The 21,547-nt window shown below is 70.9% G+C and carries 22 protein-coding genes; 16 read left to right on the top strand and 6 right to left on the bottom strand.

What is annotated here, in order from left to right:
- Positions 1–102 precede the first annotated feature (102 nt).
- The 3 genes from HNQ07_RS18565 to HNQ07_RS18555 all read left to right on the top strand — a co-directional run bounded on the left by HNQ07_RS18565 (position 103) and on the right by HNQ07_RS18555 (position 5,447).
- Positions 103–2,316, top strand: coding sequence for an AAA family ATPase (locus tag HNQ07_RS18565; RefSeq protein ID WP_184114586.1), 2,214 nt, complete (start codon positions 103–105; stop codon positions 2,314–2,316).
- Positions 2,317–2,613: 297 nt separating this feature from the next.
- The gene (locus HNQ07_RS18560) at positions 2,614–3,756 is read left to right on the top strand and encodes an LCP family protein (RefSeq protein WP_308430884.1); all 1,143 of its coding nucleotides are present in this window, start codon (positions 2,614–2,616) and stop codon (positions 3,754–3,756) included.
- An 83-nt stretch (positions 3,757–3,839) separates the two neighbouring features.
- Positions 3,840–5,447, top strand: coding sequence for an alpha-amylase family glycosyl hydrolase (locus HNQ07_RS18555; protein WP_184114584.1), 1,608 nt, complete (start codon positions 3,840–3,842; stop codon positions 5,445–5,447).
- Positions 5,448–5,453: 6 nt separating this feature from the next.
- Here HNQ07_RS18555 and HNQ07_RS18550 read toward each other — a convergent pair whose 3' ends face one another.
- A complete protein-coding gene (locus HNQ07_RS18550) occupies positions 5,454–6,206 on the bottom strand; it encodes a protein kinase domain-containing protein (RefSeq protein ID WP_184114583.1) in 753 nt (250 codons plus the stop codon).
- Positions 6,207–6,322: 116 nt separating this feature from the next.
- On the opposite strand from HNQ07_RS18550, the gene lepB reads away from it, so the two are divergent.
- On the top strand, positions 6,323–7,108 hold the full coding sequence (gene lepB / locus HNQ07_RS18545; protein ID WP_184114582.1) for a signal peptidase I: 786 nt from the start codon (positions 6,323–6,325) through the stop codon (positions 7,106–7,108).
- Positions 7,109–7,169: 61 nt separating this feature from the next.
- Here lepB and HNQ07_RS18540 read toward each other — a convergent pair whose 3' ends face one another.
- Genes HNQ07_RS18540 through HNQ07_RS18530 form a run of 3 tightly spaced genes read right to left on the bottom strand, consistent with a single transcriptional unit; the run spans position 7,170 to position 8,258 of the window.
- A complete protein-coding gene (locus HNQ07_RS18540) occupies positions 7,170–7,502 on the bottom strand; it encodes a DUF503 domain-containing protein (RefSeq protein WP_184114580.1) in 333 nt (110 codons plus the stop codon).
- A gap of 2 nt (positions 7,503–7,504) precedes the next feature.
- Positions 7,505–7,720: a heavy-metal-associated domain-containing protein gene (locus HNQ07_RS18535; RefSeq protein ID WP_184114578.1), complete on the bottom strand. Its 216-nt coding sequence runs from the start codon at positions 7,718–7,720 to the stop codon at positions 7,505–7,507.
- Positions 7,721–7,769: 49 nt separating this feature from the next.
- Complete coding sequence (locus tag HNQ07_RS18530) at positions 7,770–8,258, bottom strand: DUF1999 domain-containing protein (RefSeq protein ID WP_184114576.1); 489 nt, start codon at positions 8,256–8,258, stop codon at positions 7,770–7,772.
- A gap of 204 nt (positions 8,259–8,462) precedes the next feature.
- On the opposite strand from HNQ07_RS18530, the gene HNQ07_RS18525 reads away from it, so the two are divergent.
- A complete protein-coding gene (locus HNQ07_RS18525) occupies positions 8,463–10,175 on the top strand; it encodes a long-chain-fatty-acid--CoA ligase (RefSeq protein ID WP_184114574.1) in 1,713 nt (570 codons plus the stop codon).
- A 342-nt stretch (positions 10,176–10,517) separates the two neighbouring features.
- Here HNQ07_RS18525 and tsaD read toward each other — a convergent pair whose 3' ends face one another.
- Entirely contained in the window at positions 10,518–11,537 is a 1,020-nt protein-coding gene (tsaD, locus tag HNQ07_RS18520; RefSeq protein ID WP_184114572.1) for a tRNA (adenosine(37)-N6)-threonylcarbamoyltransferase complex transferase subunit TsaD, read from the bottom strand.
- 63 nt (positions 11,538–11,600) lie between these two features.
- Here tsaD and mnmC2 point away from each other — a divergent pair, with 63 nt between their 5' ends.
- From mnmC2 to HNQ07_RS18505, 3 genes are read left to right on the top strand one after another with little or no spacing between them, the layout of a single operon-like run.
- Complete coding sequence (gene mnmC2, locus HNQ07_RS18515) at positions 11,601–12,272, top strand: tRNA (5-methylaminomethyl-2-thiouridine)(34)-methyltransferase MnmC2 (RefSeq protein ID WP_229832180.1); 672 nt, start codon at positions 11,601–11,603, stop codon at positions 12,270–12,272.
- On the top strand, positions 12,269–13,255 hold the full coding sequence (locus tag HNQ07_RS18510) for an NAD(P)/FAD-dependent oxidoreductase (RefSeq protein ID WP_229832178.1): 987 nt from the start codon (positions 12,269–12,271) through the stop codon (positions 13,253–13,255). Before mnmC2 ends, HNQ07_RS18510 begins: the two co-directional genes overlap by 4 nt.
- Before the next feature lie 43 nt (positions 13,256–13,298).
- Entirely contained in the window at positions 13,299–14,297 is a 999-nt protein-coding gene (locus HNQ07_RS18505; RefSeq protein WP_184114568.1) for an isocitrate/isopropylmalate dehydrogenase family protein, read from the top strand.
- Between the two features lie 71 nt (positions 14,298–14,368).
- On the opposite strand, the gene HNQ07_RS18500 is transcribed toward HNQ07_RS18505, so the two are convergent.
- Positions 14,369–15,688, bottom strand: coding sequence for a S41 family peptidase (locus tag HNQ07_RS18500; RefSeq protein ID WP_229832177.1), 1,320 nt, complete (start codon positions 15,686–15,688; stop codon positions 14,369–14,371).
- 171 nt (positions 15,689–15,859) lie between these two features.
- Here HNQ07_RS18500 and ftsE point away from each other — a divergent pair, with 171 nt between their 5' ends.
- From ftsE to HNQ07_RS18460, 8 genes are all read left to right on the top strand, one after another.
- The gene (gene ftsE / locus HNQ07_RS18495; RefSeq protein ID WP_184114688.1) at positions 15,860–16,543 is read left to right on the top strand and encodes a cell division ATP-binding protein FtsE; all 684 of its coding nucleotides are present in this window, start codon (positions 15,860–15,862) and stop codon (positions 16,541–16,543) included.
- Positions 16,540–17,403 carry a cell division protein FtsX gene (locus HNQ07_RS18490; protein ID WP_229832175.1) on the top strand — a complete coding sequence of 288 codons (864 nt, stop codon included), beginning with the start codon at positions 16,540–16,542 and terminating at the stop codon, positions 17,401–17,403. The genes ftsE and HNQ07_RS18490 overlap by 4 nt, the downstream gene beginning before the upstream one ends.
- Positions 17,400–18,806, top strand: a complete 1,407-nt coding sequence (locus HNQ07_RS18485; protein WP_184114564.1) for a murein hydrolase activator EnvC family protein — start codon at positions 17,400–17,402, stop codon at positions 18,804–18,806. Before HNQ07_RS18490 ends, HNQ07_RS18485 begins: the two co-directional genes overlap by 4 nt.
- A gap of 148 nt (positions 18,807–18,954) precedes the next feature.
- Entirely contained in the window at positions 18,955–19,200 is a 246-nt protein-coding gene (rpsP, locus tag HNQ07_RS18480) for a 30S ribosomal protein S16 (RefSeq protein WP_184114562.1), read from the top strand.
- 86 nt (positions 19,201–19,286) lie between these two features.
- On the top strand, positions 19,287–19,526 hold the full coding sequence (locus HNQ07_RS18475) for a KH domain-containing protein (RefSeq protein ID WP_184114560.1): 240 nt from the start codon (positions 19,287–19,289) through the stop codon (positions 19,524–19,526).
- Positions 19,523–20,062, top strand: coding sequence for a ribosome maturation factor RimM (gene rimM / locus HNQ07_RS18470; protein ID WP_184114558.1), 540 nt, complete (start codon positions 19,523–19,525; stop codon positions 20,060–20,062). The genes HNQ07_RS18475 and rimM overlap by 4 nt, the downstream gene beginning before the upstream one ends.
- On the top strand, positions 20,063–20,869 hold the full coding sequence (gene trmD / locus HNQ07_RS18465) for a tRNA (guanosine(37)-N1)-methyltransferase TrmD (protein ID WP_184114556.1): 807 nt from the start codon (positions 20,063–20,065) through the stop codon (positions 20,867–20,869).
- A 71-nt stretch (positions 20,870–20,940) separates the two neighbouring features.
- Entirely contained in the window at positions 20,941–21,540 is a 600-nt protein-coding gene (locus HNQ07_RS18460) for an LON peptidase substrate-binding domain-containing protein (protein WP_184114554.1), read from the top strand.
- The last annotated feature ends 7 nt before the right edge of the window (positions 21,541–21,547 follow it).

Below are 21,547 nucleotides of genomic sequence, written 5' to 3'. Positions count from 1 at the left end.
TTGCCGTGCACGGATCGGCACATCTTTTTTACATCGCTTCACTCCCGTATCTCTCTCACACTCGCTCCGCTCGGGTTCGCCCCTGGCTCACCTGAGGTTCGCATGATCGGGGAACATCTGCAGGTCACGGTGGGCCGCGCGGCGGACTACGCGCGTGAGGCGGGGCACGAATACGTGACGCAGGAGCACCTGCTGCTGGCCCTGACGCACGACCCGGAAGCGCGCGACGCGCTGCTGGCCCTGGGCGTGGACGTGCCGGGACTGCGCGACGCCCTCCAGGACACGCTGGCCGAACTGGAGGTGGTGGAGGACGCCGAGCCGGACTTCACGCTGGGCGTACACCGCGCCCTGCAGGGTGCCGTGCTGCAACTGCACGCCAGCGGCAAGGGGCACGAACAGGCCGACGGCGCCCGCGTGCTGGCCGAACTGCTGGAGGAACCCGACAGCCCGGCGCGTGCGGCACTGGAGGCGCAGGGGGTCACGCGGCTGGACGTACTGAGCTACATCTCGCACGGCGTGGCGAAGGTGGACGGCCGCGGCCGGGAGCGCGTGACGGCCGGCGTGGACGGCACCGAGGCCGAGGCCGAGCCGCAGCAGAGCCCGCTGGAGGCCTACGCGGCGAACCTCACCGAGCAGGCCCGCGCCGGGGAATTCGACCCGGTGATCGGCCGTGACGTGGAGCTGGAGCGCGTGGTGCACGTGCTGGCGCGGCGCGGCAAGAACAACCCGGTGCTGGTGGGCGAGCCGGGCGTCGGCAAGACCGCGCTGGCCGAGGGTCTGGCGCAGCGGGTGGTCGACGGACGGGCACCGGGCTTCCTGAAGGGCGCGTCCGTGTACGCGCTCGACCTGGGTGCGCTGCTGGCCGGCACCCGCTTCCGCGGGGACTTCGAGCAGCGACTCAAGGGCGTGCTGGCCGAACTCGACGGGCAGAACGCGGTGCTGTTCATCGACGAGCTGCACACCCTGGTCGGCGCAGGAGCGACCGAGGGCGGCAGCGTGGACGCCGCGAACCTCCTCAAGCCCGCCCTGGCGCGCGGCAAGCTGCGCGTGCTGGGTGCGACCACGCCGGCGGAACTGCGTCACCTGGAAAAAGACCGCGCGCTGTGGCGGCGGTTCCAGACGGTGGACGTGCCCGAACCGTCCGAGGAGGACGCCCTGGCGATCCTGCGCGGCCTGGCGGGCCGCTACGCCGAGCACCACGGCGTGACGTACACCGACCCGGCGCTGGACGCGGCCGTGCGGCTCTCGGCGCGGCACCTGCGCGACCGCTTCCTGCCGGACAAGGCCATCGACGTGCTGGACGAGTCGGGCGCGGCCCGCAGCAGCGCCGGACAGGGCGGCGTGATCGACGTGCCGGACATCGAGGCGACCGTGGCCCGCATGGCCCGCGTCCCGGTCGGGGCGGTCAAGGCCGAGGAAGTGCAGTCGCTCGCCACGCTGGAGGCCGACCTCCGGACGCGTGTGTACGGTCAGGATGAGGCGGTGGGGGCCGTCGCCTCGGCCGTCAAGCTCGCCCGCGCCGGACTGCGCGATCCGCAGAAGCCGCAGGGCGCGTTCCTGTTCGCCGGGCCGACCGGGGTGGGCAAGACCGAACTGGCCCGCGCGCTGGCCGACCGGCTGGGCGTGACCCTGTCGCGTTTCGACATGAGCGAGTACCAGGAGCCGCACACCGTTGCCCGGCTGATCGGCGCGCCCCCCGGCTACGTGGGCTTCGACCAGGGCGGCCTGCTCACGGACGCCGTGGCGAAGGCCCCGCACGCCGTGCTGCTCCTCGACGAGATCGAGAAGGCGCACCCGGACGTGTACAACATCTTCCTGCAACTCATGGATCACGGCACCCTGACCGACCACGCCGGCAAGAAGGTGGATGGCCGGGGCCTGATCCTGGTGTTCACCACGAACGCTGGCGCGGCCGACGCGAGCCGGCCCGCGCTGGGCTTCTCGCGCGAGGGCCGCCCCGGCGAATCGGCCGAGGCCGTGAAGCGCACCTTCACGCCGGAATTCCGCAACCGCCTGGACGCCGTGATCCACTTCCGGCCGCTGTCGCGCGAGGTCATGGCGGGCGTGGTGGACAAGTTCCTGCGCGACCTGTCGGCCCAGCTCGCCGAGCGGCAGGTGACCGTGACCGTCACGGACGCTGCCCGCGCGCGGCTGGCAGACCTCGGCTACGACCCGGCGATGGGCGCCCGCCCCCTTGCCCGCGTGATCGAGGAGCGAGTCAAACGCCCCCTGGCCGACGAACTCCTGTTCGGGCGCCTGAAAGACGGTGGCGCGGTGACCGTCGATGTGGAGGACGGCGCCTTTACGTTCGACTGAGCCGTCAGTAGCTGCCCGTCCAACATGGCGTGTTCCCCGGGCGATTGCGAACGGAGGAAAGTCCGTACAGCGCGCAACTCGCCCACCTGTCCAGAACCCGAGCGTCAGCGGGTAGGCGTCCGCAGCCGGTTTGCGGAAACTGACGGCTGCGAATTGACACGGAACACCGTCGCCGCTGACATCCATATTGGGTGCCCCTCAAGGCTTTCTGTAGAGGTGGCACTCTCCCGCTCGCCCCAGCACCCCGTCATCCCAATGGTGAATGACTTTGCCTGCGCCGGCCGGTATGCTCGCCGCGTGCGTGCAAGGGTCGTCGTGGGCGTGGTGCTGGCTGCGGTGGTGGCGGTGGCGGCCCCGGCCGCTCCGTTTCTGGCCCGGTATGGAGCGTGGCCTCAGCGTCCGGACCGGCCGGTGACGGTGCTGCTGGCCGGCGTGGCGCCACGGTACGACGACACCGCACCGGTGTGGCCGTGGCCGGCAAAACCCGAGGACTACAGCGGGAACACGGATACCATTCTGCTCGCCCAGGCGCGGCCGGACGGGCAGGTGAACCTGCTGAGCATTCCGCGGGATTCGTGGATGAATATTCCCGGATGGGGCTACGGCAAGATCAACGGCGCGAATCCGCACGGCGGGCCGGACATGCTGATCGCGGCGGTGCAGAAATTGACCGGCGTGCACGTGGACGGCTACGCGTTCGTGTCTCTGTACGCCCTGCGGGCCTTGACCGACGCGGCCGGCGGAATCACGCTGGACGTGCCGAGCCGCATGAAGTACGACGACAACGCCGGGCACCTGCACATTGACCTGCAACCGGGCCCACAGCACCTGAACGGCGTGCAGGCCGAGGGCTTCCTGCGCTTCCGGCACGACAACCTGGGCGATATCGGGCGGGTGGCGCGTCAGCAGCTGTTCCTGAAGGCGCTGGCCGGGCAGGTCAAGCGGCCGTGGAACTGGTGGCGCGTGCCGCTGATGCTCAGCGCAGTCGACCGGAACACGAAGTCCGGCCTGGACAAACAGACCATGGGCGCGCTGCTGGGGGCGGCGGCGGGCGGCATGAAGCTCCAGACCAGCACGGTGCCCGGCACCTTCGGGTATCAGGGCGCAGCAAGTGTGTGGAACGTGGACCAGGCGGCGCTGGACGCGTTGGTCGCCAAATCCTTCCGGGACCCGAACGACCCACGCTTCCTGAACGTGGCAGTGGTGAACGTGGACGCGCCGGACGGCAGCGCGCGGAGGCTGAAGACCCGGCTGGAGGAGCTGGGCTACCGCAACGTGTCCATCGCGAACGGTCCGCGCGGTCCGGCCGCGACGACCATCTCGGGCACCCTGGCCGGCCGGGTGCAGCGGGACGTGGGGCACGGTTCGGTCGCGGCCACGGCGGGTGTGCCCGGGGCGGACGTGACCGTGCGCCTGGGCTCAGACACGCCGGCGAACTGAGCGGGGCGTCAGTGGCCGCCGGATTGCCTAGACCGGTCTTCTGAATCGATTCAGTCAGCCCGTTTTCCTGCTACGCTGCGGGCATGACCGAACGCACGACCCTGGCGGGCGAACTGAAGTGGTGGCAGCGCGGCATCATCTACCAGATCTACCCCCGGTCCTTCCAGGACAGCGGTGGCGACGGCGTGGGCGACCTGCGCGGCATCACCGCGCGGCTGCCGTACCTCGCCAGCCTGGGCATCGAGGCCGTGTGGCTCTCGCCCATCTTCACCAGCCCCATGCGCGACTTCGGCTACGACGTCGCGGACTACTGCAACATCGACCCGCTGTTCGGCACGCTCGCTGACTTCGACGAGCTGGTGGCCGGAGCGCACGCCCTGGGCCTGAAGATCATGCTCGACTACGTGCCGAACCACACCAGTTCGGACCACGCGTGGTTCCGCGAGTCCACCGCCTCGCGGGACAGCGAGAAGCGCGACTGGTACGTGTGGCGTGATCCCGCGCCGGACGGCGGGCCGCCCAACAACTGGGTGTCGTTCTTCGGCGGCCCCGCGTGGACGCTTGACCCGGCGAGCGGGCAGTACTACCTGCACCAGTTCCTGCCCAGCCAGCCCGACCTGAACTGGCGCAATCCACAGGTGCGCGCCGCGATGGGCGATGTGCTGCGCTTCTGGATGCGCCGCGGCGTGGACGGCTTCCGCGTGGACGTGATCTGGCTGCTGGCCGAGGACGAGCGCTTCCTGGACGAGCCCGAGAACCCTGCGTGGACACCGGGCACCGTCGAGCACGCGAAACTCGACCACATCTACACGCAGGACCAGCCCGAGACCCACGACTACATCCGTGAGATGCGCCGCGTGCTGGACGAGTTCGACGACCGCATGATGGTGGGCGAGATCTACCTGCCGATGGAGAAACTGCTGCCCTACGCGGGCACGGCCGACGCCCAGATGGTGCACCTGCCCTTCAACTTCCACCTGATCCTGCTGCCGTGGCAAGCGGGCGTGGTGCGCGCCTTCGCGGACGGCTACGACGCGGCGAGCCGCGCGGCGGGCGCATGGCCGAACTGGGTGCTGGGCAACCACGACCAGCACCGCTTCAAGACGCGGGTGGGTGCGGCACAGTACCGCGTGGCGCAGACGCTGCTGCTGACCCTGCGCGGCACGCCCACGGTGTACTACGGTGACGAGATCGGCATGCAGAACGTCCCGATTCCGCTGGACCGCATGGTCGACCCGGCGGGCCTGCAACAGCCGGACGTGCCGGCCGCGAGCCGCGACCCGGAACGCACTCCCATGCAGTGGGACGAGACCGAGAACGCGGGCTTCACCGGCGCGGGCATCACGCCGTGGCTGCCGCTCGCGGACGACGCGGTGGCGGTGAACGTGGCCGCGCAGGAGGCCGACTCCGCCAGCGACCTGCACTACTTCCGCGCCCTGTCCCGCCTGCGCCGCGAGCACCCGGCGCTGCTGGCCGGCTCGTACACCAGTCTCGACACGGGCGCGGAGGACGTCCTCGCGTACCGCCGTGAGCTGGAGGGCGAGACCGTGACGGTGCTGCTGAACTTCGGGGCCGGCACCCACGACCTCGGAGACCTCGGGAACGGGGACACCCTGCTCAGCAGCGAGGGCGACCGGCCGCAGCCCGGCGCGCCGCTGCGTCCGAACGAGGCGCGGATCGTGCTGGGCTAGAACCCGTCAGTACGGCAGGCCGGCGAGGCGGAGCAGTTCCCGCCTCGCCGCCTGCGCGTCGTGCAGGCGCTCGCGCCGGTCCGGGCGGACCAGGGCCGCGTGGAGGCTCGCCAGCGGGTCCGTCGTGCCCGGCCACGTCTCGCCGGGCTCGGCCAGAAGACCGTGGAGGCCCCAGCCGAGCAGGATGCCCACGCCGTACAGGTCGCTCTCCGGCCCGAGGGGTTCGCCGCGCGCCGCCTCCGGACTCTGGAACGCGGCGGTGCCGAAGCGGGTGGGCGCCTCGAAGGTCTCCAGCGCCGGGCCGGACAGGTCGAAGTCCACCAGTTTCGCGCTGCCGTCGGTCTCGACGATGATGTTCTCGGGCTTGAGGTCGCGGTGCACCAGCCCCACCCCGTGCAGGTAGGCCAGGCCGTCCAGAACGTGCGCCATCGTGAGCAGGAACGCGCGCCGGTCGTGCGTGGCGGCGGGCCGCTGGGCGTAGCGCGTGAACAGCACCTCGCCGCGGGCGAGCGCCGCCACCAGGGCGGGCTGGCCGTCCACGTCGGCCCGGCCGATCATGCGGCCCAGGCGGGGGTGGTCCAGGCCCCGGGCGTGGTGGTACTCGCGGTCCGCGAAGTGGGCGAGGTGCGCGGGGAAGATCTTCACCGCACAGGGCTGGCCTTCTCTGGACACGCCGAAGTACACCAGGCTGTGCGAGCCGCGACCGACCGGGCGGACGAGCCGGATTCCATCTCCAACCACCTGTCCTGCGAGCGGCACGGCTCCAAGCTACCCCAGGGATCGGGCCACCGGATAGGCCCTCCCCCACCGGACGAGTCACGCGGGCCCTGCGCTCCTGCTGATCTTCAGAATGGATGGGCTATCCTGCGCGGTGCATGACGAGACTTAGTAAAGCCGCCCCGACCGCGCTGCAGAAACTGTGGAAGGAACTGCTGGAACCCATCGTGTTCGCGGTGGTCATCACGCAGTTCGTGGCGACGCTGGTCGGCGTGGACGGCGTGAGCATGATGCCCAACCTGCGCGACCGTGAGCGGGTGTTCGTGCCGAAGTACGAGACGTGGCTGCACAAGGCCGGCGTGGGGGAATTCAAACGCGGCGACATCCTGATCTTCAAGCCGCCGCGCGAGGCATCCGCAAAGATCGCCAACCTGAACAAGAGCGCGTTCGGGCTGTACACCTACCGGCCCTTCCTGATCAAGCGCCTGATCGGCCTGCCCGGCGACAGGATCAAGGTGCAGGCCGGCGAGGTCACGGTCAACGGCGTGAAGCTCGATTCGTCGTGGACCACCGACTACTGGCGTGAGCAGGGCTGCTGGGACACGCAGAGCCCGCTTGCGACCCAGACCACCTCGGACCAGTACAGCGTGGTGCCGAACCAGGCGGAAATCACCGTGCCGGCCGGCTCGTACTTCGTGATGGGTGACAACCGCACCGCGAACGGTTCCGAGGACTCGCGCCTGTTCGGGCCGGTCGCCCGGCGCGACGTGGCGGGGCGCGCGGCGGCCGTGGTGTGGCCGATCATGCGCAAGGCGAACGTCACCTACGACTGCAGCGCCAACGCGGTGGGGCAGTTCAGCGGCGCGAACGTCCTGAACTGGCGCGTGCTGAGCCGGCCCGAGGCCTTCAAGACCCTGACCACGGACCTCGCCGCGCGGAAGTAGACGGATGAGGAGCGGAGGCGGCCGGGGACTCCCTGGCCGCCTCCGCTCTATTCCCTCCGGGTCAGTCGTCGTCCGGGTCGGTACCCAGTTCTTCACCGTCCAGCGGCGTGATGACGGTTTGCTCGCTGGTCACGCGGTACGGCCCTTCCTTGGCGATGTAGTCGGCGGCCATGCGCAGGGTCTCCTCGACCCAGCCGTAGTCGTTGCTGATGGTCGCCACGCCGATCACCTCCCAGTCGTGGGCGTCCAGGCCGTCCAGCCGGGCCACGGTCAGGGGGTAGCGGGCCTTCAGGCGCTCCACGACGGGGCGCACCAGAGCGCGTTTTTCCTTGAGGTTGCTGACCCACGGCATGTCCACCCGGATGGTCAGGACGCCGACATACCCCAGCGCCACGCTCAGAGCATGCCGGCCAGGAAGCCCTGGGCGCGCACGCGGCGCACGAGGTCCATGACCGTGAGTTCGGTGGCGTCGTAATACACCTCGATCTGGCCCTCGTCGGGCGTGGCGCGCTGCACACCGGGCGTGGCGAGGAGGGCGGCGGCGACCGTCCGCCCGGCATCGCGGCTCATACCGCGGACGCCCAGCAGGACGCGGGTGGGTGGGGTGGTCATGCGGGCATTATGCCGCCGGGTGCCGGCGCTGTCTGTGCCGCGACTGGGATCACGCGGGGGAACCCACGCGCGGGCCCGGCGCGGTCTCGGTGCGGCTGCCCAGGTGGCAGATCCCGTAGGGGCCGGGGCTGACGGTGCCCTCCTCGCGCGCCTTGGCGTGCAGGGCGGGCGTCACGGGGAAGTGCAGCTCGTAGACGGCGCTGTCGTACGCGCTCTTCACGACCGCCTGGAAGAGGCCGCCCGCCGTGCCGTCCGGCGCGTCCGGCGCGAGCGACACGGTGCGGATCAGGACGATGGGCCGGTCACCCTGCCAAACGTGCTGCGCGAACACGAAGCCGCGCAGGCCGCTGTCGTCCTCGGCCACGAAGGAGTGCTCGCTGCGTTCGTAGAACTTCAGGGCCGCGAGGCTGGTGTGCGCGCGGCCGTCGCGCTCGCGTTCCGGCAGAGTCTCGAAGGCAGGGTCGGCGTGCCGGAGTGCGGCCGCGTCGAGCGCCTGGAGGGCGGCGTAGTCGGGTTCGCCGAAGGTGCGGTACCTCATGCGGGCACCCTAGCAGGGCGCGGGGCCGCTCACCGGGGTGGGTGTCCCCCGCCGGGTGAACGCCGGGGCCGCGCCGATAACTTATACTTGGTTCAATTTAGAACCCGGTGCAGTTCCGACGACGGCCTCCGCCGTGCCCGCCCTGGCGGCGCCCCCTCCGCGCTCCCGCTTCACTCCACCCCGCCCACTGCTCCCGAGGACGCCATGACCCAGCCCCTGCCCCGCCCCTGGCTCACGCACTACGAACCCGGCGTGCCGCACGACTTCCAGCCCACCGAGCGCACCCTGCCGCAGCTGCTGGAGCACGCCGCCGCCACCTGGCCGGACAGGGTGGCCCTGGACTTCCTGGGCGCCACGACGACCTACCGCGCCCTGCTGGACGACGCCCGCCGCCTGGCGAGCGCGCTGCACAAGGTAGGGGTGCGGCCCGGCGACCGCGTCGCGATCATGCTGCCCAACTGCCCGCAGTTCGTGACCGCGTTCTACGGCGCACTGCTCGCGGGCGCCGTGGTCGTGAACACCAGTCCGCTGTACACGCCCTCCGAACTCGGGCACCAGCTGACCGACTCGGGCGCCGAGACGCTGATCCTGCTCGACACCTTCTACGCGCGCTACGAGCAGATCCGCGCGCAGGTCCCGGTCAAGCGCGTGCTGGTCACCGGTATCCAGGATGCGCTGCCGTTTCCCAAGAACCTGCTGTACCCCCTCAAGGCCCGCCATGAGGGCACGTGGGTGCGCGTGCCGGCCGCCGAGCGCACCCTGCCCTTCTCGGCCGTGATCCGCTCGCAGCCACCTGCCGTGCCCGGCGTGACCCGCCGCCCCGGGGACACCGCGCTGCTTCAGTACACCGGCGGCACCACCGGCACGCCCAAGGGCGCGATGCTGTCTCACCGCAACCTCGTGGCGAACGCCGAGCAGGCGCGCGCGTGGATGGCCGGCCTGCGCGAGGGCCAGGAGGTCACGCTCGCCGCCATTCCGTTCTTCCATGTGTACGGCATGACGGTCGCCATGAACCTCAGCGTCCTGACTGGCGCGACCATGGTGCTGATCCCCAATCCGCGGGACCTCCGGATGGTGCTGGACGGCATCTCCCGCACGAAGGCCACGCTGTTTCCCGGCGTGCCCACGCTGTACAACGCCATCAACACCCATCCCGAGACCGCCGCGCACGACCTGACCACCATCCGCGCGTGCATCAGCGGCAGCGCCCCCCTGCTGCGCGAGACCGCCCGGCGTTTCCGCGACATCACGAACGGCGCGAACCTTGTCGAGGGCTACGGCCTGACCGAAGCCAGCCCGATCACCCACACCAACCCGATCTTCGGTGAGCAGCAGGAGGGCAGCATCGGCCTGCCCTTCCCCGGCGTGGACGCCCTGGTGGTGGACGACCACGGCCAGCCCGTCCCGCACGGCGAGACCGGCGAACTGTGGGTGGCCGGCCCGATGGTCATGCAGGGCTACTGGCAGCGCCCGGACGAGACCGCCGCGACCCTCGTGGACGCCCACGGCCGCACGTGGTTGAAGACCGGCGACCTCGCCACCATGGACGACGCCGGGTACTTCCGCATCGTCGACCGCAAGAAGGACCTGATCATCGCGGGCGGCTTCAACATCTACCCGCGTGAAGTCGAGGAAATCCTGATGACCCACCCCGCCGTGATGGAAGCCGCCGCCGTGGGTGTGCCGGACGAGTACCGCGGCGAGAGCGTCCACGCCGTGGTGGCCCTGCGCCCCGGCCAGACCGTGACTGACAAGGACCTGATCACGCACTGCCGCGCCCAGCTGAGCGCGTACAAGGTGCCCCGTTCCGTCGAATTCCGCGACGAACTCCCCAAGACCGCCGCCATGAAGATCCTGCGCCGCGAACTTGCCCACGACGCCCGCGAGCGCATGAAGGCCCAACGTCCCGGCGCCTGAACCCCCGACTTCTGCTACCGACCAACGGTTGGGTCTCCCGAGAGGGACTAAGGGGCTGTCCAGTCCCATTCAGCCTCAGCAAGCAGCTCTGCGAGTCCCCGCAACGGGGTGGGTCAACAACCGAAGCGACCCACCCTGCCCCTGACCGAAAGCCATCGTGCGCGCAGCGCGCGGGCGGTGACGACGACAACGCATATGGCAGCTACAAGGCCCCACGCTGACGAGACCCTGTGTCACGCCAGCTTGAACGACGTGGCGACCACATGCCCAGCGCAGCGCCGCTCCCCCTGCCCCTCCGGGGTAGGGGGCCGGGGGGTGGGGCACTCAGTGACTCGCTCAGCCCTAGACGTTCGCCAGAGGCGCATACGCACTCGCCCCACCGTCCAGCGCGCTCGCCGGTCTCCCCTGCTGCAGCGCCGCCGCACCGGCCAGCGCGATCATCGCGCCGTTGTCCGTGTTCAGGCCGGCGCCGGGAAACACGACGCGCAGATCAGTGCGCGCGAAGGCCTCGCGCAGCGCCCGGTTCGCCGCCACCCCGCCGGACACGACCACGGTGTCCCGCCCGGTCGCCTCGGCGGCGCGGACGGTGGTCTTCACGAGGAAGTGCACGGCCATACGCTGGAAGCTGGCGGCGAGGTCTTCTGGCTTCGCGCCGGCGCGGTGGGCGAGAAGGGCGGCGGTCTTCAGCCCGCTGAAACTGAAGTCGAAGCCCTTCTGACCCTGGAGGGGTTCCTTGAGCAGCACAGCGTCCGCGTTGCCGCGCGTGGCAGCGTCGCTGATGGCGGGGCCGCCGGGGTAGCCCAGGCCCGCCAGCCGGGCGATCTTGTCGAAGGCCTCACCGGCGGCGTCGTCCTTCGTGGCGCCGACCAGCACGTACTCGCCGTCGCGCGGCACGTCGAACAAGTGAGTGTGCCCGCCGGACACGACGAGGGCCAGGTAGGGGGCCTGGAGGTTGCCCTCGGCCGCCGCGGCATGGATGTGGCCTTCGAGGTGGTGCGCGGCGTAGAACGGCACGTCCAGCGCCTGCGCGAGGCCCTTGCCGTACATCAGGCCGACGAGCAGCGCGCCGACGAGCCCGGGGCCGGAGGTGGCCGCCACAGCGCCGATATCCGACAGGGTCACGCCCGCCTCCGCAAGCGCGTCCCGGGTGATGTCCGCGATGCGTTCCACGTGTTCGCGGCTGGCGAGTTCCGGCATGACCCCGCCGTAGCGCGCGTGGACGGTCTGCGACCACACCCGGTTCGACCGGACGGTCAGGGTGCCATCTGGAGCGAGTTCCACGACGCCCACGCCGGTGTCGTCGCAGGACGTGTCGATGCCCAGGACGAGGCGCGGCGCGGTGGGGACGGAGGAAACGCTCATCGCGGGTCAGGGTAGCAGGGCGCGCGCGCTGGACGTCATGACCGCCGCACTATCCTGCGGGGCGTGCCGACCGACGACCTGCCGATCATCACCACGCCGGACGGTTCGCGCACGGCGCTGAGCGCCCGCTACGGCGAGGCGTACGGATCGCGGCACGGCGCGGCCACCCAGGCCCGGCACGTCTTCGTGGAGGGCACGGGCACCCAGGAGCACCCCGCGCCGCGCGTGCTGGAGGTGGGCTTCGGGCTGGGCGTGAACTTCCGCGCGACGGTGGCAGACGCTGCTAGGCGCGGCGCTCCGCTGGCGTACGTGGCGTGGGAGTTCGATCCTGCCCCGGTGGAGGTGCTGCGCGAGGTGGCCGGCGCGGACATGCCCGCCGTGTGGGCAGCGCTGCTGGCCCGCTGGCCGGACACTGCACCATCGGCCCCGGTTCACGTCGAGGCGGGCGGCGTGGCCGTCACCGTCCACTTTGCGGACGTGCTGGAGGCCGCGCTGCCGCAGGACTGGGCGACCGCCCTGTACCTCGACGGCTTCTCGCCCACCCGCAACCCGGAGGTCTGGACACCGGACTTCGTGGCGCGGCTTGCGGGGGCACTCGCGCCGGGCGGGATGATCGCCACGTATTCCGCCGCCGGGCATGTGCGCCGCGCGCTGGAGGCGGCAGGCCTGCGGGTCGAGCGCCGCCCCGGAGCGCCGGGCAAACGTGAATGCCTGCGCGCCATCCGGGTGGCATGACGCCGCCGGTCGTGGTGATCGGGGGCGGGATCGCCGGGGCGAGCGTGGCGTATGTCCTGGGCCGGGCCGGGCAGGCCGTCACCATGATCGACGCGGGTATCCACGCCGCGAGCACCGTGCCCTCGGCGCTGCTCAACCCGGTGCGCGGGCAGGCGGGCCGCGTGCCGGATCGGGCGCTGGAGGGCCTGCCCTTCACGTGGGCGCTGCTGCGGGAGCTGGCCGCGGCTGGCCACGACATTCCGCACGGGGCCACCGGCGTCTACCGGCCCGTCCCGGACGCGAAGACCCGCGCGAAGTTCGACCGGCACCGACCCGACGGCCTGAACGCGGCGTGGCGCCGTCCGGCAGAGGTGCCCTTTCCCCTCTCCGCCGGCTGGGAGGCCGTGCTGCACCTGCCGGAGGGCGGCTGGGTGGACGGCGCGGCCTTCACACAGGCGCTGCGCCGCGCTTCGGGGGCCGCCGTGATCCGCGCGCGGGCGACGGACTGGACCGCCGACCGCGTGACGCTGGACGACGGCTCCGTGCTGCCAGCCGCCGCCGTCATCCACTGCGGGGGGGCCGTCGGGGCTTCCTGGGCCAGCCTGCCCGGCACGCACCGCGCAGGCACAATGCTGCTTCTTGACCGGCCCGCCACACCCGCGCCCGTCAGTTTCGGCGCGTACCTCGCTCCGGCGGCGCGGGGCGGGGTGCTCGGCGCGACCTTCGAGGCGCCGGCCGCGCAGTGGGGGCCGGAAGTCCTGCCACTCGCGTCGCTGGGCTGGCTGCTCGGGAAGGGTGCGGCCCTGGCGCCGCTGGCGGGCACCCGGATCACCGGCACGTGGCGCGGCACGCGGCTGTCCGGCCTGAGCGCCGGGCGGGACGGCGACGGCGTGTGGCACCTGCGCGGCCTGGGCAGTCAGGGCTTCCTGCTGGGACCGCTCCTGGCCGCCGAACTCGCCGCGGACGTGGTGCGTCACGCCCCCGGTAACGCCCCGCGGGCTTGATCGCTCCCTTCCGGATACGGCACTGGCTTACACTGGTCGGGACATGGCGACCTACCGCATCTGCTTGATCGAAGGGGACGGCATCGGCCACGAAGTCATCCCCGCCACCCGCCGCGTGCTGGACGCCGCCGGCTTCGACGCGGAATACGTGCATGCCGAGGCCGGCTACGAGTACTACCTCGACCACGGCACCTCGGTGCCGCAGGCCACCTACGACGCGGTGGAAAACACCCACGCCACCCTGTTCGGCGCGGCCACCAGCCCCAGCGGCGAGAAACCCAAGGGCTTTTTCGGCGCGATCCGGCACCTGCGCCAGAAGTACAGCCTGTACGCGAACGTCCGCCCCACCAAGACCCGCCCGGTGCCCGGCGCCTACGAGAACGTGGACCTCGTGATCGTGCGCGAGAACACGCAGGGCCTGTACGTCGAGCAGGAGCGCCGCTACGGCGACGTCGCCATCGCCGACACGGTGATCACCAAGGACGCCAGCGACCGCATCGGGCGGTACGCCGCCAGCCTCGCCATGAAGCGCAGCGGCCGCCTCACGGTCGTGCACAAGGCCAACGTGCTGCCGGTCACGCAGGGCCTGTTCCTGAACACCATCCTCGACCACTGCAAGACCGTTGAGGGGCTGAACACCAGCACCATGATCGTGGACAACGCCGCCATGCAGCTCGTGCGCAACCCCCGCCAGTTCGACGTGATGGTCATGACAAACATGTTCGGCGACATCCTCAGCGACCTCGCCGCTGGACTGGTCGGCGGTCTGGGCATCGCCGCGAGCGGGAACGTGGGCGACAAGTTCGGCATCTTCGAGTCGGTGCACGGCAGCGCGCCGGACATCGCCGGGCAGGGCATCAGCAACCCCACCGCGAGTATCCTGGCCGCCGTGATCATGCTCGACCATATCGGCGACCACGACACCGCCCGCCGCATCGACGCCGCCGTGAACAAGGTGCTCGCCGAAGGCCCCCGCACCCGCGACCTGGGCGGCACCGCCGGCACCAAGGAATTCACGGACGCCGTGATCGCCGCGCTGTAAAGCCGCTCTGTCAAGGGCGCGCCCTTCCCGGTCGGGAGGGCGCGCCTTGACGTGCTCTGTCACGCAGAGCCTTACTTGAACTGCGCCAGGCCAGCTTTGAGAATGGCGTCGGTGTTCACGTCCACAATCGCCTCGCCCTGGGCGGCGCTGCGGGACGGGCGGGCGGCCTCGCCGGTGTAGCTGAACTTGCCGTCCTTGTCGGCGGTGACGGTCACGGGCTTGCCGGCGACCGTCAGGGTGACCTTCTCGCCGGCCTTGAGACCGCCGCCGGTGAAGTTCAGCGGCTGGGTGTAGCGGGTGTCGGTCACGACCACGTCGGGCGTGATGCCCTTCTTGTGGATCTCGCGGTTTTTCGGCGTCAGCCACGCGGAGTTCACGATGGCGACCTTGCCGCCGTCGGGCAGGTTGTCGATCGGGATCTGGGCCACGCCCTTGCCGAAGGTCTGCTCACCGATGATCTTGGCGCGGCTGTCGTCCTGCAACGCGCCGGACACGACCTCGCTGGCGCTGGCGGAGTTCTTGTTGACGAGCACGACCAGCGGCCCGGTGTAGTCGGTCGCGGAGGGCTTGGCCGCGCCGTACACCTCGGTCTTGCCGCTGCGGTCGCGCAGGCTGACGATGGGGCCGCTCTGGAGGAACTGGTCGGCCACGTCCACCCCGGCGGTCAGCAGGCCGCCGCCGTTGTCGCGCAGATCCAGGATCAGGCCCTTGACGTTCTTCTTCTTCATGTCGGCCACGGCGGCGCGGAACTGCTCGATGACCTTGGTGTTGTAGAAGGTGTTCAGGCCGATGTACCCGATGTTGCCGGGCAACACGGTCGTCTCGACGCTGACGATGGTGACGGGCTGGCGTTCCATCTTCACGACGTAGGGCTTGCCGTTGCGGGAGAACGTGACGTTCACGGTACTGCCCTTCTCGCCGCGCACAAGCCGCACGATGTCGTTGAGTTTCTTGGTGCTGACGTCCGTGTCGCCGATCTTGAGGAAGGTGTCCCCGATCTGCACGCCGGCCGAGGACGCCGAGCCGCCCCGGAACACGTTGTCGATCTTGCCGCCGGTGCCGTCGGAGTTCGCGGCGATGAGTTGCACGCCGATGCCGTAGAACTCGCCCTGGAGGTTCTCGGCGTCGATGGCGTTGTCCTCGGGCTGCGAGTAGTACGTGAACTCGTCGTCGAGGCTGCCGATCGCACCGTTGATGGCGCCGCGCAGCAGCTTTTCCTGATCCACGGGCTTGAGGTAGTACTTGTTCAGGTCGCTCAGGACTTCCAGGAAAGTGCGGCCGGTGGCCGTGGCATTTAGCGACTCCTGGGTATAGGCGCCGAGCTGGGCGTAAGCGACGGCGGCCGTGGCCGCGGCGGCGGTCAGGATCACGGTGAGGCGTTTGGCGTTCACGCGGCCAGGATAGGGCGCGCGGATGAGGAGGATTGGATGACCCATGACAGCGCGGGTGAGAACGCTGGGGCGCGTCCCTTCATGGTGCGCCGGAAGGGCTGGGCTATGCTGCGGCGCGAGCATGGCCACACCCCCCAGCACTTCCCTGCCCGCCGCTCCCTGGAGTGCGGCGTGATCGAATTCCGGCACGTTTCCCTCGAATACCCCGTGACCCGCACCCTGGCGCTCGACGACCTGAACCTGCACATCGGCAAGGGCGAGTTCACGTACCTCGTCGGGCACTCGGGCGCGGGGAAAAGCTCGTTCATGAACCTGGTGCTCAAGCGGGCGCTGCCCAGCAAGGGCGAGGTGCGGGTGGCCGGCGAGTCCCTGAACCGCTACCGGGGCCGCCGCACCGCGCTGCTGCGCCGCCGCATGGGCACCGTCTTCCAGGAGAACCTGCTGCTGGCACACCTGAACGCCTTCGACAACGTGGCCTTCGCGCTGCGCGTGACGGGCGTGCCGCAGCGCGAGTGGGCGCAGCGCGTCACGCTGGCGCTGCGCACGGTGGGTCTGGAGCACAAGAAGTACGCGCTGCCCCTGCAACTGTCGCAGGGCGAGCAGCAGCGCGTGGCGATCGCGCGGGCCATCGTGTCCAACCCGCCGCTGCTGCTGGCCGACGAGCCCACCGGGAACCTCGACCCGGACAACAGCCGTGAGGTGCTGAAGGTGCTGCAGAACGTGAACCTGCGCGGCACCACGGTCGTCGTCGCCACGCACGCCAAGGATCTGGTCGAGACCTACCGCCACCGCACCCTGACGCTGCGCAAGGGCCGCCTGGTGCGCGACGACCCGTACGGCGGGTACGCGCTGTGACGTACCACCTCAGGCAGGCGCTGCTCGCCATGCGGGAAAACCTGACCGCGACGCTGGCGACACTGGTGACCATGACCCTGACGCTGCTGATGCTGGGCTCGGTGCTGCTGCTCACGCTGAACGTGAACCGCACGCTGGCGCAGCTGGAATCGCAGGTGGAGGTCGCGGCGTTCCTGACACCGGGCGCCGACACGGCGGCGCTGCTCAAGTACGCGCGGGCGCTGCCGCAGGTGAGTTCGGCGCAGCTCGTGACCAGCGATCAGGTGCTGGCGGAGATGACCAAGGACTCGCCATACACGCGCGACGCGGCGGCGCTGGTGGGCAACCCCTTTCCCGATACGCTGCGCCTGCGGGTGGCGCGGGTGGGCGATTCGCGCACGGTGGCGGCAGCCGTCTCGGGCCTGCCCGGCGTGGACGACGTGGAGTACGGCGCCGGCTACGTCGACCCGACGGTGAAGACCCTGACGGCCGTGCGCGCGGTCGGGTACGCGCTGGTGGGCCTGCTGCTGCTGGGAACGCTGTTCAACATCCTGAACGCAGTGCGGGTGGCGATGTACGCGCGGCGCAACGAGATCGCCGTGATGCGGCTGCTGGGCGCCACACGGGCCTTCATCCGCATGCCGCATGTGATCGAGGGCCTGATCGTGGGTGTGCTGGCCGCCGTGATCGCGCTGGCGCTGCTTACACCAGGGTATCTGGAACTCGTGGCGCGGGTGCGGCAACTCGCGCCGGTGTTCCCGGTCGTGACGGACCAGGCGACGCTGGTGCCGGTGCTGGGCGGCGTGGGCCTGCTGGGCATCCTGGTGGGCCTGCTGGGCAGCCTGTTCGCCACCCGGCGCTACCTGCAGGAGCTGGAGTGAGCGTGCGCCGCCGGCTGCCGGGGCGGGTGTGGCTGCTCGCGGCGCTGCTCGCCACGGCCGCGGCGCAGACGACCAGCGAGCGGCTCCAGCAGCTTCAGCAGCAGCTCCAGCAGCAGCAGCAGCTCAGCGCGCAGCAGGCGGCGCAGCTGGACAAGCTGCGGCAGAACATCGCCAACCTCAGCACGCAGCAGAAACAGACGCTGGCGCGGCTGGAGACGCTGGCGGCGAACGTCAGCTCGCTGGAGGGGCAGGTGGCGACCCTGACCGCGCGGGTCGCCCTCGCCCAGCGCGCGCTGGCCGACACGACGTCGCAGCTGGCGGTCACGCAGGCGCGCGTGGAGCGCCTGAAGGGCGACGTGCGCGAGATCCTGACCACGCTGTACCGCGACCGCAGCGGACGGTACCTGCAACTGCTGTCGCAGTCGAGCAGCTTCTCGGACCTGCTGATCCGCCTGAAGTACGCCAACCTCGCGGGGCAGTACAACGTGAAGGTCATCGAGACGCTGCGCGGCGACGTGCAGGTGCTCCAGACCCAGCAGGCGCAGCAGACCCGGCAGACCACAGAGCTTCAGGACGCGCAGGCCAGGCGTACCGCGGCGCTGGCCCGGCTGCGCGACCAGCGTCAGCAGCAGAGCGCGCTGCTGGCCCAGTTGCAGCAGTCGGAAGCCGGGCAGCGCACCCTGGCCGCGCAGCAGCAGGCCGAGCGGGCCCTGACGACGAACACCATCACGTCGCTGTTCACGCAGGTCGTGGCCGAGCGCGCCCGCATCGAAGCCGAGCGGCAGCGTCGCCTGGCCGAGGAACGCCGCCGCCGCGAGGAGGAAGCCCGGCGCCTCGCGGCCGAGCGGGAACGCGCCCGTCAGGAAGCCCTGCGGCTGGCGCGGCTGCGGGCCGAGCAGGAGCGGCAGCGGGTCGCGGCGTCGCAGCTCGCGGCGCAGCGCCAGCGCGAGCAGCAGCTCCAGAACGAGCAGGCCGCCATCGCCGCCCGGCAGACCCAGGTGGAGACCGAACAGCAGCAGGCGGACGTGGCCCTGGCGCCGCTGCCACAGGCCAGCGGCCCGCTGGCGTTTCCGCTGCCCGGCGGGCGCATCGCCGCCCCCTACGGCACCGACGGCTCGCCGTGGGTGGTGCTCAGCGGCGCGGACGCGTCGTCGGCCACGGCCGCGCGGGCGGGCAACGTGCTGGCCGCGTCGCTGTACGGCACGCTGGGGTACGTGATCATCGTGGACCACGGGAACCTGCTCACGGCGTACATGGGTCTGCGCGAACCGGCCGTCAGCGTGGGGGACCGCGTGGCCCAGGGCACGCCGCTGGGCAGCATCGGCGGCAGCCCGGTGTTCGGGCCGGGCCGCATGGGCTTTTCCGTCAAGCGCGGCGACTCGTACGTCAACCCCGGCTTCTGACCCGCGCCGTCCCCTTGTCACGTCATGGGCCGGCCTGATACTCTTTTGCGGTGCGCTTCCCGGTTGGCTGCTGACGGGCGCATGATCCCCGCGACCTAGGCGGGAGCTCACCCCTCATCACCACCCAGAAGCACGAGGTTTATCCATCATGGTCAAGATCCGCCTGTCCCGTTTCGGTTCCGCGCACAACCCCCACTACCGCATCGTCGTCGCCGACGCCCGCCGCCCCCGTGACGGCGGTTACATCGAGAACCTCGGCCACTACGATCCGCGCAAGACCAGCGACACCCACATCAAGATCGACGCGGAGCGCGCCGCCCACTGGATCGCGCAGGGCGCCCAGCCCACCGCGACCGCCAAGCGGCTCCTCAAGAGCCAGGGCGTCAAGTTCTAAGACCGCCGCTGCGCGCGACTCAGGCTCCTCCGGGAGCCTTTTTCGTTGTGGGCGCGTGGCGACGGCGCTGCACTACAATGCGCCGCATGAAAACCGACCCCGTCGACCTGACCCTCTTCCTGGCCCAGAGCGTGGTGGACCAGCCGCCGATGGTGCGCGTGTCGCGGCGCGGGCCGACGGTGATCGTGCGGGTGGCGCCGGGCGAGGAAGGCCGCCTGATCGGCCGGCAGGGCCGCGTGATCCAGGCGATCCGCACCCTGGTGCGCGCCGCGAGCGATCCGCGCGAGCGCGTGAACGTGGACCTGGACGCGCCCCGCAAACAGTGACGGACACGGAGCGCACCCGCCTGGGGCACCTGCTCGGCCCGCACGGCGTGCAGGGCGGCGTCAAGGTGTACGTGCTGGGCGACCCCGCGCAGTTCAAGGCCCTGAAACGCGTGTATGTCGAGGAGCGCGGGTGGCTGCGCGTCCGGCGGGTGGAGACCCTCGCGCCCGGTGTGGCCCTGCACCTGGCCGGCATCACGACCCGCGAGGGCGCCGAGGCGCTGCGCGGCCTGAAGGTCTACGCCGACGACGCCGAGCTGCCCGCGCCGGAGAGCGGCGTGTACTACTACCACGAACTGCGCGGCCTGCTCGTGGCCGGTGCGGATGGGCACACGCGGGGGGAGGTCGTGGACGTGCAGGACATGGGCCACCAGGACGTGCTGGTGGTCCGGCATGAGGGCGGCGACGCGCTGGTGCCGCTCCAGGCGCCGTACGTGGTGGTGAACCTGAACGCGCAGGGACGCCCCGCCTCGCTGACCCTGACGGCGGACGCGCCGGACGACCTGCTGACTCCGGTCGACGCCGACGGGCCGACGTAGATGCTGACGTTCTCCTTCCTGACGCTGTTTCCGGAACTCCTGACGCCCTTCGCGCAGGAGGCCATCGTGGGGAAGGCGCGGACCCGCGGCCTGATCGACGTGAACGTGGTGGACATGCGGGACTACGCCGGCAACCGGCACCTGAAGGTGGACGACACGCCGTACGGGGGCGGCGCGGGCATGGTGATCCGCGCAGACGTCACGGCCCGCGCGCTGGCCAGCCTCCCGCCGGCGGACGAGGTGATCCTGCTGACGCCCGCCGGGCAGCCCTTCACCCAGGCGCTCGCGGAGGAGTTCGCCACGCGCTCGCACGTGGCGCTGCTGTGCGGGCGCTACGAGGGCTTCGACGCGCGCGTGGAGACGGTCGTCACGCGCGAGTTGAGCGTGGGCGACTTCGTGATGATGGGCGGCGAGGCGGCGGCCGCGTGCGTGCTGGAGGCCGTGGCCCGGCTGGTGCCCGGCGTGATCGGTGACCCGGACTCGCACCGCGCGGACTCGTTCAGTTCCGGCCTGCTCGACTATCCCGAGTACACCCGGCCGCCCGAGTGGAACGGCGTGGCCGTGCCGGACGTCCTGCGGGGCGGCAACCACGCGGCCATCGCGGCGTGGCGGCGCGAGCGGGCGCTGGCCCGGACGCTCGCGCGCCGCCCGGACCTGCTGCGCGCCGCGCCCCTGACGCCGCAGGACAGCGTGACCCTGCTCGGCCTGGGCGCCACGCCGGAGCAGTTGCGCGAGTGGCACGCCCCACCGCCCCCACCCCCCCGCCGGCCGAAGCGGAAAAAAACTGTTCCCGACGACGAAAAGTAAGCCAGGACGTCCTGGCTCTGTACTATTTACGCAAGTCCGCCACGGCAAAGAAGACCACCATGACCCCCAGGATGACCGTCCCCCTCTTCCCCCTGCCGAACCTGGTGCTGTTCCCGGGTGTGGCGCTGCCCCTGTACGTGTTCGAGGAACGCTACCGGGCGCTGCTGCGCGACGTGCAGGCCTCCGGGGAACCGTTCGGCATCGTGCGGGTGCTGGCGTCCTCGCAGGCGTCGCCGCTGCCCTTCCAGGAGCGCGTGTCGCGGGTGGGCACGCTGGCCCACCTGAGGCGCGCTCAGCTGCACGACGACGGCACCAGCACCATCCTGGTCGTGGGCGGTGAGCGCTTCGAGGTGCAGGACTTCCACCTCGACCGGCCGTACCTCAGCGCGGACGTGCGCGTGTGGCCGCTGGAGGACAGCGGCGTGGGCGAGGAGGCCGAGCACGCGGACGCCCGGCAGCTGCTCGCCGCGCTGCTGCGGCTGCGCCCGGACGACGCCGACGAGATCCGCCAGGGTGCCCCGGACGATCCCCTGCTGATGGCGAGCTTCGCCGCGAACGTGCTGCCCCTGGACAGCGACCAGCGCGAGGACGTGCTGCGCGCCTCCACGGTGATCGACCGGCTGGAACTGCTGCTGGGCATGGTGCCCAGTTCCGCCAAGACGCTGAACTGAAGCGGCG

It is taken from the genome of Deinococcus metalli (assembly GCF_014201805.1).
In the GTDB taxonomy this organism is placed as follows: domain Bacteria; phylum Deinococcota; class Deinococci; order Deinococcales; family Deinococcaceae; genus Deinococcus; species Deinococcus metalli.
This window is presented reverse-complemented; position numbering and strand designations above follow the sequence as displayed.